9 protein-coding genes are annotated in these 14463 nt (G+C 66.3%); all 9 read left to right on the top strand.

Translation table 11 applies throughout. The annotated features are described in order from the left end of the window. Positions 1–86 precede the first annotated feature (86 nt). The 9 genes from AC4BCN_RS08375 (at position 87) to AC4BCN_RS08415 (ending at position 14451) form a co-directional block, all read left to right on the top strand. Positions 87–614 carry a hypothetical protein gene (locus AC4BCN_RS08375; RefSeq protein WP_490493017.1) on the top strand — a complete coding sequence of 176 codons (528 nt, stop codon included), beginning with the start codon at positions 87–89 and terminating at the stop codon, positions 612–614. 44 nt (positions 615–658) lie between these two features. Then, positions 659–1417, top strand: coding sequence for a 3-hydroxyacyl-CoA dehydrogenase (locus AC4BCN_RS08380; protein ID WP_490493018.1), 759 nt, complete (start codon positions 659–661; stop codon positions 1415–1417). Positions 1418–1489: 72 nt separating this feature from the next. Beyond that, on the top strand, positions 1490–3265 hold the full coding sequence (gene ggt, locus AC4BCN_RS08385) for a gamma-glutamyltransferase (RefSeq protein WP_490493019.1): 1776 nt from the start codon (positions 1490–1492) through the stop codon (positions 3263–3265). 51 nt (positions 3266–3316) lie between these two features. Then, complete coding sequence (locus AC4BCN_RS08390) at positions 3317–4486, top strand: patatin-like phospholipase family protein (protein WP_034751717.1); 1170 nt, start codon at positions 3317–3319, stop codon at positions 4484–4486. 120 nt (positions 4487–4606) lie between these two features. After that, the gene (locus tag AC4BCN_RS08395) at positions 4607–8770 is read left to right on the top strand and encodes a hybrid sensor histidine kinase/response regulator (protein WP_490493020.1); all 4164 of its coding nucleotides are present in this window, start codon (positions 4607–4609) and stop codon (positions 8768–8770) included. Between the two features lie 86 nt (positions 8771–8856). Further along, positions 8857–9567, top strand: coding sequence for a response regulator (locus AC4BCN_RS08400; RefSeq protein WP_490493021.1), 711 nt, complete (start codon positions 8857–8859; stop codon positions 9565–9567). A 93-nt stretch (positions 9568–9660) separates the two neighbouring features. Then, positions 9661–11277, top strand: coding sequence for an AMP-binding protein (locus AC4BCN_RS08405; RefSeq protein ID WP_490493023.1), 1617 nt, complete (start codon positions 9661–9663; stop codon positions 11275–11277). Beyond that, positions 11274–13649 carry a bifunctional salicylyl-CoA 5-hydroxylase/oxidoreductase gene (locus AC4BCN_RS08410; protein WP_490493024.1) on the top strand — a complete coding sequence of 792 codons (2376 nt, stop codon included), beginning with the start codon at positions 11274–11276 and terminating at the stop codon, positions 13647–13649. The genes AC4BCN_RS08405 and AC4BCN_RS08410 overlap by 4 nt, the downstream gene beginning before the upstream one ends. A gap of 1 nt (position 13650) precedes the next feature. Then, on the top strand, positions 13651–14451 hold the full coding sequence (locus tag AC4BCN_RS08415; RefSeq protein WP_490493025.1) for an SDR family NAD(P)-dependent oxidoreductase: 801 nt from the start codon (positions 13651–13653) through the stop codon (positions 14449–14451). Positions 14452–14463: the final 12 nt, after the last annotated feature.

Consider the following 14463-nt stretch of genomic DNA (forward strand, 5'->3'; position numbering starts at 1 on the left):
TAAAACACCGTTGCAGCATATGCATGGCATCTGGCGCCGCGTGTGCCAATAATGAAAGCGGTATGATCGATGCATGGGGAGGTGGCATGAAGACGATGATCAAAACCATACCGGCGCTGGCCTGCGCCCTGCTGCTCGCTGGCGGCCATGCAGGCGCTCAGGAGCAGGCCGCTTCCGATGATCTGCCCGTATGCCAGCTCGATCCGCGCGACAGCAGCAAGCTGGCCGTCGAGCCATGCCGCCCGGCGCCGCCCGTGCAGCCGCGCCGTTCCGTGCCGCAGGTGATTGGCCGCATGCCGGGGCAGCCTGCGCCTCCCGTCGTGCCCATGGCGCCCCTGCCGCCCAGCCCGGCCGTGCCCATGCCCCGTGCGCCGCAGCCCATCGGCGCCTGCGACACGGGCGGTTGCCGCGATGCCGCCGGCGCGCGCTACAACGGCGCGGGCAACGCCACGCTCGATGCCAACGGGCGCATCTGCCACCGCAATGGGGCGTTCTTGCAGTGTCTCCAGGCCGGTCATAGGCTCGTCCTCCAACTTTTCGCGCGTCGCGCTAAAAAATGGCTACAATTGTCGCTGACGTTACGTTTACGTAAACGTAACTATGGCACCATGTAACCATCAGGCGCCGGGAACACGGCCCTTATCACTCAGGAGATTTCATGCAGATTCAAGACAATGTATTCATCATCACGGGCGGCGCATCGGGCTTGGGCGCGGCCACGGCGCGCATGCTGACGGCGGCCGGCGGCAAGGTCGTGCTGGCCGACGTGCAGACGGAGGCGGGCCAGGCGCTGGCCGCTGAACTGAATGGCGTGTTCGTGCAGTGCGACGTGACGTCGGAAGAAGACGGCCTGGCCGTGGTGGCCGCTGCCATCAAGCTGGGCACCTTGCGCGGCCTCGTCAACTGCGCCGGCGTGGCGCCGGCCGTGAAAACCGTGGGCAAGGATGGCCCGCATCCGCTGGCCCTGTTCCAGAAAGTCGTCAACATCAACCTGGTGGGCACCTTCAATATGTGCCGCCTGGCGGCCGACGCCATGGCCAAGCAGGATGCCACCGTTGAAGGCGAGCGTGGCATCATCATCAACACGGCTTCCGTGGCCGCCTACGATGGCCAGATCGGCCAGGCAGCCTACGCCTCGTCGAAGGCGGCCGTGGTCGGATTGACCCTGCCGATGGCGCGGGACCTGTCGCGCAACGGCATCCGCGTGATGACGGTGGCGCCCGGCATTTTCGAAACGCCGATGCTGCTGGGCATGCCGGCCGAAGTGCAGGATGCGCTGGGCAAGATGGTGCCGTTCCCATCGCGCCTGGGCAAGCCCGGCGAATACGCGCAACTGGTGAAAGCCATCGTGGAAAACGTCATGCTCAATGGCGAGACGATCCGCCTGGACGGTGCGATCCGCATGCAGCCGAAGTAAGCCCTAGGCGAGGGTGCAGCGCCGTGGCCGGCATTTGAGGTAGCATACCCGGGAATCTTTACCGGAGTAAGCATGATCACATTGAAGCCGCTGGCGCTGAGCCTGACCTTGCTGGGAGCACTCGCTGCCAGTCCCGTATTTGCCGAGGTGCCGCAAAAGGCGCCGGAAGTCGCCACCGCATATGCGGAAAAATCGGGTTGGGCGGCGCAGAAATTCATGGTTGCCGCCGCCAATCCGCTGGCTGCCGATGCCGGCTACCAGATGCTGAAAAAGGGCGGCAGCGCCATCGACGCGGCCATCGCCACGCAGCTGGTACTGACCCTGGTCGAGCCGCAATCGTCGGGCATCGGCGGCGGCGCCTTTTTGCTGTATTCCACGGCCAAGGGCGTGCAGGCGTTCGACGGGCGCGAAACGGCGCCGGCCAACGCCGATGAACACTTGTTTCAGAATGCGGACGGCAGCCCCGTCTCGCGCGCCACGGGCGTGGTGGGCGGGCGTTCCGTGGGCGCGCCGGGCGTGCTGCGCATGCTGGAACTGGCGCACAAGGAACACGGCAAGCTGCCGTGGGCGACCCTGTTCGGCCCCGCCATCAAGCTGGCTCACGGCGGCTTTCCCGTCAGCCAGCGCCTCAACGGCTTGCTGAACTGGGACCAGGCCTTGAAGCGCGACCCTGTCGCCGCCGCGTATTTCTATGACAAAGAGGGCAAGGCCTGGCCCGTCGGTCACGTGCTGAAGAATCCGGAACTGGCGCGCACCCTGCGCGAGATCGCCCGTGGCGGCGCCGACGCCTTTTACAACGGCCGCATCGCGCGCGACATCGCCGCCAAGGTGGCGTCGCACCCGACCAACCCCGGCAAGCTGACGGCGACCGACATCGCCGGCTACCAGGCCAAAGTGCGCGAGCCCGTCTGCAGTGATTACAAGGCCTGGACCGTGTGCGGCATGCCGCCGCCATCGTCGGGCGGCATCGCCATCGCGCAGATGCTGGGCATGCTGGAAGTGAAGGATATCCGGCCGTATGCACCCGTCGACGGCGTGCTCGATGCGCAAGCGATCCACCTGTTCTCGGAAGCGGGACGCCTGGCCTACGCGGACCGCAACCGCTACGTGGCCGACACGGACTTCGTGCCACTGCCCGGCAATGGCGTCGCTTCGATGCTCGATAAAACCTATCTGGCGCAGCGCGCCGCGCTGATCGGCGAAAAATCCATGGGCAAAGCCAATCCCGGCACGCCGCCCGGCATGCAGGTGGCGTGGGGCATGGACAACGCCTTGCAGCGCCCGTCGACGTCGCACCTGGTGGCCGTCGACGCCTTTGGCGGCGGCCTGTCGATGACCACCAGCGTGGAAGACGCGTTCGGTTCGCGCCAGATGGTCGACGGCTTTTTGCTCAATAACCAGCTGACGGATTTCTCGTTCGATTCGCGCGATGCGGATGGCCCGATCGCCAACCGCGTCGAAGCGGGCAAGCGTCCGCGCAGCGCCATGTCGCCCACCCTGGTATTTGAAAAGGGTACGCACAAGCTGGTGCTGGCGACGGGTTCGCCCGGCGGCTCGTCCATCATCAATTATGTCGCCAAGGTCCTGGTCGGCACTATGGACTGGGGCTTGAACGTACAGCAGGCGATCAGCCTGCCGAACTTCGGCAGCCGCAACGGCCCGACGGAACTGGAAAAGGGCCGCGCGCCGGCAGCGCAAGTCGAGGCGCTGCAGGCGATGGGCCACGAGGTGCGCGTGATCGAACAGAACTCGGGCTTGCAGGGCATCATGCGCCTGAATGCGCATGGCAAGGATTTCTGGTTTGGGGGGGCGGATCCGAGAAGAGAAGGGATGGTTCGCGGAGATTAATCACCCCCGAATCTTTTCCACAAAGCATCCAGACCCTGCTAATCTGCCGGCATGGGAATGCAAAATAAAACAGGCTTGATACTCACGGGAGGAGGCGCCCGCGCCGCCTACCAGGTGGGCGTGCTGCAGGCGATTTCAGCGATACTGTGGGAAGCGGGCTGGGCACCGGCGCGCAACCCCTTCGACATCATCTGCGGCACCTCGGCCGGTGCCATCAACGCCACGGCGCTGGCCTGCCGTGCCGATAATTTCGGCGAAGGCGTGCAAAAGCTGCTCGACGTGTGGCAGCACATCGAAGTCGAGCAAGTGTACCGCGCCGATTCGCTGGGCGTGATCCGCTCGGGCGCGCGCTGGCTGTCCCTGCTGTCGTTCGGCTGGCTGCTGCGCCAGTGGCATGCATCGCCGCCCAGTTCCCTGCTCGACAATACCCCGCTGGTCAGCCTGCTGCACCGCATGCTCGACCTGCCGCGCCTGGACGCGGCCCTGGCCGACGGCTTGCTGCATGCGCTGGCCGTGACGGCGTCGTCGTATTCGGGCAGCCGCCACATGACGTTTTACCAGACGGCCGAGGATATCGCGCCCTGGGTGCGCACGCAACGCCTGGCCCTGCCGGACCAGATCGGCGTGGAGCATTTGCTGGCGTCGGCCGCCATCCCCTTCATCTTCCCCGCCGTGCCCCTGTACGTGGGCGGCCAGCGCGAATACTGCGGCGACGGTTCCATGCGCCAGCTGGCACCGATCTCGCCGGCCATTCACCTGGGCGCGAACAAGGTGCTGGTGGTGGGTGCGGGACGCATGACGGAACCGGCGCCCGCCGCGTCCGAAGCGGCGCGCTACCCGAGCCTGGCGCAGATCGCCGGCCATGCGCTGTCGTCGATTTTCCTCGACGGCCTGGCAGTCGACATCGAGCGCCTGAACCGCATCAACCTGACCCTGTCGATGCTGCCGCCCGAGTTGCTGGGCAAAACGGCCTTGCGGCCGGTGGAATTGCTGGTCATCGCGCCGTCCGAGCGGCTCGACGCCATCGCCAGCCGGCATATCGGCAGTTTGCCGCGTCCCATCCGCACCATGTTGTCGGGCATCGGCGCGGCCGAAGCGCGGGGCGCGGCGCTGGCATCGTATTTATTGTTCGAATCGACGTATACTAACGAGCTGATCCGTCTTGGACAGCGCGATACGCAGGCCCGCAAGGACGATGTACTGGCGTTTTTTGGTTCTTGAGACGGCCCTTGGAGCGGCGTGCGGGTTTTTCGCGTTTTTTTTGACAGGACGATTGTGCGGGTATTTCGACGTGTTTGCGATGTTGCCTTACTGTTAATTCTACTGATGGGAGGTCCCGCCATGGCGGGGCCTGCGCCCACCCTGCGTTTCGACCAGCTCAGCGTCGACCAGGGCCTGGCGCAGGAATCGGTGCTGGCCATCGCCCAGGACCGGCAAGGCTATATGTGGTTCGGCAGCCAGTCCGGCCTGAGCCGTTACGACGGCTACCGCATGGTCGTCTACAAGAATATCGAGGGCGACAAGACCAGCCTGGCCGACAACTGGGTCGGCGAACTGCATGTCGATAGCCAGGGCCAGCTGTGGGTGGGCACGGACAATGGCCTGGACCGCTTCGACGCCGCCAGCCAGACCTTCATCCATTACGGCCCGGCAGAAAAGAGCAAGCGGGGCAACGGCAACCGGCATATCCACGCCATTCTCGACGATGGCGCGCGCGGCTTCTGGATCGCCACCTCGGACGGCTTGCAGCATTTCGATCCCGCCACGGGCCGTTTCCGCACCTGGCACCATGAAGAGGGCAACCCGCACAGCCTGGGCGACAATGAAATCAAGGCACTGGCGCTGGATGCGCAACAGCGCCTATGGATAGGCACGGTCACGGGCCTGGACATGCTGGCGCCGGGCAGCGAGCGCTTCGAGCATTTCGCCGTCGATGCGACGCCCGGCTCGAAGTACAACGTGATCCAGTCGCTGCTGATCGACCGCCAGCAGAACCTGTGGATCGGCACCATGGCCGGTGCCGAGCGCTGGCGCCTGGGCGCCGCCGGCCAGCCGCCGCAATCGAGAGTGCGCTTGGGCGAGAAACATGGCTTTTCCGCCATCCGCGTGGCCAGCCTGTACCAGGATGTCGACGCCACCGTCTGGCTGGGCAGCAATGCCGATGGCCTGTTCCGCTGGCTGCCCGAAAGCGACACCTTCCTGCAGTACCGCCACCAGACGGGCGACAAGTTCAGCGTCGCCGACAACCAGCTGTCATCGTTGTACCGCGACCGCGCCGGCACCTTCTGGGTCGGCTCCTGGTACAACGGCGTGAGCCGGGTCGACCTGGGCAGCGGCGGCTTTTCGCGCATGGCGCGCGCGCCCGGCGATGTGGGCGCGCTGGCGGACAAGAAAGTGCGCGCCGTGGCCGACGCGGGCGACGGCAAGCTGTGGCTGGCCACCAAGGGCGGCCTGAAACTGTACGACACGCGCGACGGCAGCTCGCGCCTGTTCGACCTGCACAGCGCGCCCGGCATGTCGCGCGACGAGCAGGTCACGACCCTGTACAAGGCGCCGGACGGCGTGCTGTGGGTGGGCGGCTCGACGGGCTTGCACCGCTTCGATCCGGCCTTGGGGCGTTTCTTCACCATGCGCTTTGCCGCCGGCGATCCGAACAGCGATACCATCCGCAATATCGTCAGCGACCGCAGCGGCATGCTGTGGGTGTCGACGCGCGGCGGCGTGCACCGCTTCGACCCGGCCAGCAAACGTTTTACCACGTACCGCCACGACCCGGCCGACCCGAACAGCCTGTCCGACAATATGGTGCGGCCCGTGCTGGAAGACGGCAAGGGGCGGCTGTGGATCGGTTCCTTCCACGGCCTGGACTTGCTGGACCGCGCCAGCGGCCGCTTCCGCCATTTCCGCCACGACCCGCAAAATCCGCAGAGCCTGAGCCACGACGAAGTGCATTTCCTGCACGAGGACAAGCGCGGCGTGCTGTGGGTGGGCACGGCCAATGGCCTGAACCGCATGGACATCGACGCCAAGGGCGAGATCCGTTTCCGGCGTTTCCTGCGCAAGGACGGCATGGCCGACGATGCCGTCGCCAGCATCCTCGGCGACGACAACGAGCAGCTATGGCTGAGCACGAATAGCGGCATCACGCGGCTCGACATGCGCAGCGGCCTGTTTCGCAACTACGACAGCGCCGACGGCACGGTGGAAGGCTCGTACTTCGATGGCGCGGCCCTGCGCGCATCGGACGGCACCATGTATTTCGGCGGCTTCAACGGCATGACGGCGTTCATGCCGCAGGATATCCACGACAACCGCGTGCCGCCGCTGGTGGCCGTCACGGAACTGCAGATCTTCAACAAGCCGGTGGCCATCGGCCGCGGCGAGTTCGCGCATGTGCTCAAGACGGCCATCGACCATACGCGCGAGCTGGTGCTGACCAGCCGCGAAAGCGTCTTTTCGCTGGAATTCGCGGCCCTGCATTTCGCCGCGCCCCAGCGCAATATGTTCGCCTACCGGCTTGAAGGCTTCGACCAGGACTGGGTCATGACGGATGCGGGCCGGCGCTTTGCCACCTACACCAACCTCGATGCGGGCAACTACGTGTTTCGCGTCAAGGCGGCCAACAAGGACGGCGTGTGGAACGAGAGCGGCGCCACCCTGGCCATCACGATTCTGCCGCCGTTCTGGAAAACTTGGTGGTTCCGCACCCTGATGGCGGCGCTGCTGCTGGGCGCCGTGTATGGCGCCTACCGCCAGCGCGTGCGCACGCTGCGGCGCCAGCAGAACGAGCTGGAAAAACTGGTCGGCGAACGCACGGCCGAGTTGCAGAGCAAGGAAATCGAAGTGCTGGCCCAGTCGGAAAAGCTGGCGCAGGTGAACAGCAGCCTGACGAAAAACGAGGAAAGCCTGCGCCAGGCCAAGCGCAAGGCCGAAGATGCGACGCGCCAGAAGTCGGAATTTTTGGCCAACATGAGCCACGAGATGCGCACGCCGCTGGCTGGCGTGATCGGCATGCTGGGCTTTGCCCTGCGCGACGAGCAGCTGCACGACGCCACGCGCGAGCAGATCCTGCGCGGCCAGGCCAATGCCCAGTCGCTGCTGGTGATCATCAATGACTTGCTCGACTTTTCCAAGATCGAGGCGGGCAAGCTGAGTATCGAAAACATCGACTTCGCGCTCGGCGCCGCGATCGAGACGGTGGTGACCCTGTTCGAGGAGCAGGCGGCCGCGCGCAGCATCGGTTTCTCCATCGATTTCGCGCCCGACCTGCCGCCTTTCGTGGTGGGCGACCCGACTCGCTTGCGCCAGGTGCTGGTCAACCTGGTCGGCAATGCCTTTAAGTTCACCCAGCGCGGCGGCGTCAGCGTGTGCGTCGAGCGGGCCGGCGTGGCCAGCGGCAGGGGCGGGCGCCGTGTCAACCTGATTCGTTTTACCGTCAGCGACAGTGGCATCGGCATCGATGCGGATGCGATGGCGCGCCTGTTCCAGAAGTTCGAGCAGGCCGATGCCAGCACCACGCGGCGCTACGGCGGCACGGGCCTGGGCCTGGCCATCTGCCGCCAGCTGGTCGAACTGATGGATGGCGAGATCGAAGTGGCCAGCACGCCGGGGCAGGGCAGCACGTTTGCCTTCACCTTGCCGCTGGCCGATGGCGTGGCGCCGCCGCTGGTACCGCAGGTGGCGCTGGCGCCGCACAGCCACCAGCTGCGCGTGCTGTGCGCGGAAGATTTCCCCACCAACCAGATCATCATCCGCGTGATGCTCGAGGAACTGGGACACCGGGTCGATGTGGTCGCCAACGGCGTGCTGGCCGTGGCGGCCTGCGTGCATACGCGCTACGACTTGATCCTGATGGACGGGCGCATGCCGGAGATGGACGGCGCCACGGCGACGCGCTTGATCCGCGTGGGCGGCTGGCCGGACCAGCCCGTGCGCGACCAGGAGCTGATGATCGTGGCCCTGACGGCGAACGCCAGCGAAGAAGACCGCAGCCGCTATCTGGGCGTCGGCATGGATGATTTCCTCAGCAAGCCGGTCGACGAGGCGGCGCTGCATGGCTTGCTGGCGCGCGCCATCGAGCGCCAGTTGCAGCGCGGTTTCATGTTGCCGCGCATGCCGTCGAACGCGCCGCGCGGCGCCGCGCGGGGACAGGCCGAACTCGATGCCCTGTTCGGCATCGCGCCGGCAGTTCCTGTTCCGGCGCCTTCCCAGTCGATCCGCAGCGGCGAGCTGCAACGGCGTATCCGCGTCGCCTTCGTCGCCGACCTGGAAGGGCGTTTGCGCGAACTCGACGACGCTCTGGCGGCGCAGGACAAGGATAGCGCCGGGCGCCTGCTGCACGGCTTGAAGGGCAGCGCCGCCTATCTCGATGAAACCCAGCTGCACATGCTGTGCACGGAAATGGAAGAGGCGGCGGATGGCGGACGCTGGACGCAGGTGGCCCTGCATTTGCCGCAATTGCGCGCACTGTTGGCGCAAATAGCCGTTTCGGGTCAAGAAATGTAAAATAGGCAATGCCGGCCATCGGGCGCTCGGCGAAACTGGGTAGAATACGGCCAGGCACCTTGACGCTGCCGCCAATGGAGAAAGCAATGAAAGTACTGGTGGTTGACGATGATGTCGTGTCGCGCATGGTATTGATGCATCTGATCGACAGCTGCGGCGTGCACGATATCGTGGAAGCCGAAGATGGTGCGGCGGCGTGGGAGCAGCTTGAAGGCGGCTTGCGTCCCTCGCTGTGCTTTTGCGACTTGCGCATGCCGCGCCTGTCCGGCATGGAGCTGCTGCAGAAAATCCGCTCCGACAGCGCGCTCGACGCCATGCCGCTGGTGCTCGTCTCGTCGGCCAATGACCAGGACACGGTGCGCGACGCCGTGCAGGCCGGCGCCGCCGGCTACATCGTCAAGCCCTTCCAGCCGGAGCAGGTGCGCCAGCATATCGATGCATGCTTCGACGTTTCCGCCTTGCCGGCCGAGGCGCCGCGCGACACCTTGCAGCGGCTGGGCATCGACAGCGAACGCCTGCTGGCCTATCTGACGGGCTTCCAGGGGCAGATCGGCGCCGCCAGCGAACAGGTAGACGCCTTGCTGGCGCGCGGCGAACCGGCACAGGCGCGCCAGCAGCTGGAACGGCTGCACCTTGGTTGCCGCACCTTGGGACTGCATGGCGCGGAAGCCGGCATGAGCGCGCTGTTGCAATCGGCGGTGCTCGATGGCGACCAGATGCAAACGGCCCTGGCCGCGCTGGCGCGCAGCGTGGCGCAGCAGACGCGTTTGCTGCTGCAACAGGACAGAGACGACTGAATTTGCTGTTTTCTGCTTGCCGGAAAAATACTTTAGGTTTAAAGTATCTGCTTCCGGGCCATGTGCACGCGCCCGCTACCCGCCAGGATGAGCATGAGCAGCGACCCTTCGCCTACGACCGCATCTCCCCAGGACGACTTTGCGCGCACGCATTTGCCGCCGCGCGCACTCTGGCCGCAGCTATGCCTTGATCTGCCCGAGCTCCAGTATCCGGCGCGCCTCAATTGCGTCGCCACGCTGCTCGATGCGGCCGTGGCCAACGGCGGCGAGCGTACCGCCATCCTGGCCGACGGCCAGCGCTGGACTTACGCCGAGCTGGCGCGGCAAGTCGACCGCATCGCCCACGTGCTGCGCAGCGATTTACGCCTGATCCCCGGCAACCGCGTGCTGCTGCGCGGCGCGAATACTCCCATGATGGCCGCCTGCCTGCTGGCCGTGCTGAAAGCCGGCTGCATCGCTGTGCCCACCATGCCGCTGCTGCGCGCGCGCGAACTGTCCACCATCCTCGCCAAAGCGGAAGTGAATGCCGTGCTGTGCGCGCAGGGCTTGCGCGCAGAACTCGATGGCGTGCCCGGCTTGCCGGCCATGCTGTGCTTTGGCGCCGCCGATGCGGAACTCGAACAGCGCATGGCGGCCCACGATGCGCCGTTTGCCGCGCACGACACGGCCGCCGAAGACGTCTGCCTGATCAGCTTTACCTCGGGCACGACGGGCATCCCCAAAGGCACCATGCACATGCACCGCGATCTGCTGGCCATCTGCGACTGCTTCCCCCGCTCCATGCTGCAGGTACGTGCCGGCGACATCTTCATCGGCACGCCGCCGCTGGCGTTCACCTTCGGCCTCGGCGGCTTGCTGCTGTTCCCCCTGCGCTTTGGCGCGGCCACCGTGCTGCTGGAAAAACTCACGCCCGACGGCCTGCTGCGCGCCATCGGCGCTTATGGCGCCACCATCTGCTTCACGGCGCCCACCTTTTACCGCCAGATGGCGCCCCTGGCCGCGCAGCACGACTTGCGCAGCCTGCGCTTGTCCGTGTCGGCCGGCGAAGCGCTGCCGCTGGCCACGCGCGACGCGTGGCAGGCGGCGACCGGGCTGGCCATGACGGACGGCATCGGCGCGACCGAGATGCTGCACATCTTCATTTCCGCCACGGGCGAGGGCATACGCCGCGGCGCCATCGGCAAGGCCATTCCCGGCTACCAGGCGTGCATCGTCGATGATGCGGGCGTGCCGCAGCCGCCCGGCGTGACGGGCCGCCTGGCCGTGAAAGGCCCCACCGGTTGCCGCTACCTGTCCGACCCGCGCCAGCGCGATTACGTGCAGAATGGCTGGAACCTGACGGGCGACACCTTCGAGATGGATGCGGACGGCTATTTTTATTACCGCTCGCGCAGCGACGACATGATCGTCTCGGCCGGCTACAACATCGCCGGCCCGGAAGTGGAAGAGGCGCTGCTGCGCCACCCGGCCGTGGCCGAATGCGGCGTGGTCGGGCGCGCCGATGCCGAGCGTGGCCAGATCGTCGAGGCGCACGTGGTGCTGAAAGACGGCAGCCAGGCCAGCGAGGCGCTGGCGGCCGAACTGCAGGACTTCGTGCGCCAGCAGATCGCTCCCTATAAATATCCGCGCGCCATCCGCTTCCTGCCTTCCCTGCCGCGCACGGAAACGGGCAAGCTGCAGCGCTTCAAACTTCGCACGGACACCCCATGAATATTGTCTGCATCGGCGGCGGCCCCGCCGGCCTGTATTTCAGCCTGCTCATGAAAAAGCAGAACCCGGATCACCGCATCACCGTCATCGAGCGCAACCGCCCGTACGACACGTTTGGCTGGGGCGTCGTGTTTTCCGACCAGACCCTGGGCAACCTGGCCAATGCGGACGAGCCGACTGCGCGCGCCATCCTGCAGGCGTTCAACCACTGGGACGATATCGAGATCCACTTCAAGGGCGAAACCGTGCGCTCCGGCGGCCATGGCTTTTGCGGCATCGGCCGCAAGCGCCTGCTCAACATCCTGCAGGCGCGCTGCGAGGAGCTTGGCGTGCAGCTGGTGTTCGAGACGGAAGTGCAGGACGACCAGGCCATCGCGAAGCAGTACGGCGCCGACCTGGTGATCGCCAGCGACGGCTTGAACAGCCGCATCCGCACGCGCTATGCGGCCAGCTATCAGCCCGAGATCGACCAGCGCCATTGCCGCTTCGTCTGGCTGGGCACGCGAAAGAAGTTCGAGGCGTTCACGTTTGCCTTCCGCCAGACGCCGCACGGCTGGTTCCAGGCGCATATCTATCAATACGATGGCGACACTTCCACCTTCATCGTCGAAACGCCCGAACACGTGTGGCGCGCCGCGGGCCTGGACAGCATGAGCCAGGAAGAGGGCATCGCCTTTTGCGAAGCCCTGTTTGCCGAAGAACTCGACGGCCACGGTTTGCTGAGCAATTCGCCGCACTTGCGCGGCTCGGCGCAGTGGATCACCTTCCCCCGCATCGTCTGCCGGCAATGGGTGCACCGGCAGGATGGCGTGCCCGTCGTGCTGATGGGCGACGCGGCCCACACGGCCCATTACTCGATAGGCTCCGGCACCAAGCTGGCGCTGGAAGACGCGATCGAGCTGGCGCGCTGCTTCGGCCAGCATGCCGAGAGCGGCGCGGCGCTGGCCGCCTACCAGCAACTGCGCGCCATCGAGGTGCTGAAAATCCAGAGCGCGGCGCGCAATTCCATGGAGTGGTTTGAAAACGTCGAGCGCTACAGCGCCATGGAAGCGCCGCAGTTCGCCTATTCCATGCTCACGCGCAGCCAGCGCATTTCGCATGAAAACCTGCGCCTGCGCGACCCCGCGTATGTGGCCGATTATGAACAGTGGCTGGCGCGGCGCGCGGGCGAGCAGGCCGGCGTGGAGATGGGGGACGAGCCATTGCCACCCATGCTCACACCGTTCCGGTTGCGCGGCGTGCTGCTGAAAAACCGCATCGCCGTCTCGCCCATGGCGCAGTACAGCGCCGTCGATGGCGTGGCGGGCGACTACCATCTGATGCACCTGGGCGCGCGCGCCATGGGCGGTGCGGGCCTCGTGTTTGCCGAGATGACGTGCGTGTCGGCCGATGCGCGCATCACGCCCGCCTGTCCCGGCATGTACAGCGAAGCGCACACGCAGGCCTGGCGGCGCATCGTCGATTTCGTGCATGCGAACAGTGATGCGAAGATCGCCCTGCAGCTGGGCCACGCGGGGCCGAAAGGCTCGACGCGGCCCATGTGGGACGGCATCGACCTGCCTTTGACCGAGGATAACTGGCCGCTGCTGGCGGCCTCGGAACAGCAATACCTGGCGGGTGTGTCGCAAGTGGCGCGCGCGGCCACGGAAAGCGACCTGGCGCGCATCGAACAGGACTTCGTGCGCGCCACCCTGGCGGCGGCCGTCGCCGGATTCGACTGGCTGGAACTGCACTGCGCGCACGGTTATCTGCTGTCGAGTTTTATCTCGCCGCTGACCAACCGCCGCACGGACGAATATGGCGGCAGCCTGGAAAACCGCTGCCGCTATCCGCTGCGCGTGTTCCGCGCCATGCGCGCCGCCTGGCCGCAGGATAAACCGATGAGCGTGCGCATCTCGGCCCACGACTGGGTCGAAGGCGGCATCACGCCCGACGACGCGGTCGTCATCGCGCGCCTGTTCAAGCAGGCCGGCGCCGACCTGATCGACTGTTCCTCGGGCCAGGTCAGCAAGCTCGAACAGCCCGTGTACGGACGCATGTTCCAGGCGCCGTTCGCCGACCGCGTGCGCAACGAGGCGGGCATCGCCAGCATGGCCGTCGGCTCGATCTTCGAGGCCGACCACGCCAACAGCATCATCGCCGCCGGGCGCGCCGACCTGTGCGCCGTGGGCCGGCCGCACCTGGCCAACCCGGCCTGGACCCTGACGGAAATGGCGCGCATCGGCTACAGCGGTGCCGGTGCGGCGTGGCCAAAACAGTACCGGCCTGGCCAGCAGCAGCTGGAACGCAATCTGCAGCGCGAACGCCAGCTGGCCGCCGCCAATACGGGCCTCACCCCGCAACAGGTGGCCGCGCGGCTGCTGGAAGGATGACATGAGCAAGGAACAACTGGATGGCGCATTGGCCGACAAACATGCGCTGGTGACGGGCGCCGGCAGCGGCATTGGCCTCGCTTGTGCGGGCGCCTTGCTGGACGCGGGCGCCAGGGTTACCCTGGCCGGGCGCGATGGCGCGCGGCTGGCGCGCGCGCGCATGCAGCTGGAAGAGGCGGGCCACGCGGGCAGGGTCGCCATCTGCGTGCTCGACGTGGCCGTGGAAGCATCCGTGCAGGCAGGGTTTGCGCAGGCCGCCGCGCATTTCGGCCGCGTCGACATCTTGATCAATAACGCGGGCCAGGCGCATGCGGCGCCTTTCGGCAAGACGGATGCCGCCATCTGGCAGCAGATGCTGGCCGTGAACCTGACGGGTGTGTACCACTGCTGCCAGGCGGCCATGCCGGCCATGCTGGAAGCGGGCTGGGGGCGCATCGTCAACGTGGCGTCGACGGCGGGCCTGAAGGGCTACCGTTACGTCAGCGCCTATGTCGCTTCCAAGCACGGCGTGATCGGCCTGACGCGCGCGCTGGCGCTGGAAGTGGCGCCGCGCGGCGTCACCGTCAACGCCGTCTGCCCCGGCTACACGGAAACGGAGATGGTGGCGCAGGCCGTGCAAAACATCGTGCGCAAGACGGGGCGCGGCGAAGACGCGGCGCGCGCGGAACTGGCGGCTGGCAATCCGCAGCAGCGGCTGGTGCAGCCGCAGGAAGTGGCCGATGCGGTGGCGTGGCTATGCCTGCCCGCATCGTCCGCCATGAATGGACAATCGATCGCCGTCGCCGGCGGCGAAGTCATGTAACTGAATGAAGAC

Source organism: Janthinobacterium sp. Bl 1, from assembly GCF_058215535.1.

Coding starts and splice junctions, on each gene's coding strand:
- AC4BCN_RS08375 (WP_490493017.1), top strand. CDS start 87: ATGAAGACGATGATCAAAACCATACCGGCGCTGGCCTGCGCCCTGCTG.
- AC4BCN_RS08380 (WP_490493018.1), top strand. CDS start 659: ATGCAGATTCAAGACAATGTATTCATCATCACGGGCGGCGCATCGGGC.
- ggt (WP_490493019.1), top strand. CDS start 1,490: ATGATCACATTGAAGCCGCTGGCGCTGAGCCTGACCTTGCTGGGAGCA.
- AC4BCN_RS08390 (WP_034751717.1), top strand. CDS start 3,317: ATGGGAATGCAAAATAAAACAGGCTTGATACTCACGGGAGGAGGCGCC.
- AC4BCN_RS08395 (WP_490493020.1), top strand. CDS start 4,607: ATGGCGGGGCCTGCGCCCACCCTGCGTTTCGACCAGCTCAGCGTCGAC.
- AC4BCN_RS08400 (WP_490493021.1), top strand. CDS start 8,857: ATGAAAGTACTGGTGGTTGACGATGATGTCGTGTCGCGCATGGTATTG.
- AC4BCN_RS08405 (WP_490493023.1), top strand. CDS start 9,661: ATGAGCAGCGACCCTTCGCCTACGACCGCATCTCCCCAGGACGACTTT.
- AC4BCN_RS08410 (WP_490493024.1), top strand. CDS start 11,274: ATGAATATTGTCTGCATCGGCGGCGGCCCCGCCGGCCTGTATTTCAGC.
- AC4BCN_RS08415 (WP_490493025.1), top strand. CDS start 13,651: ATGAGCAAGGAACAACTGGATGGCGCATTGGCCGACAAACATGCGCTG.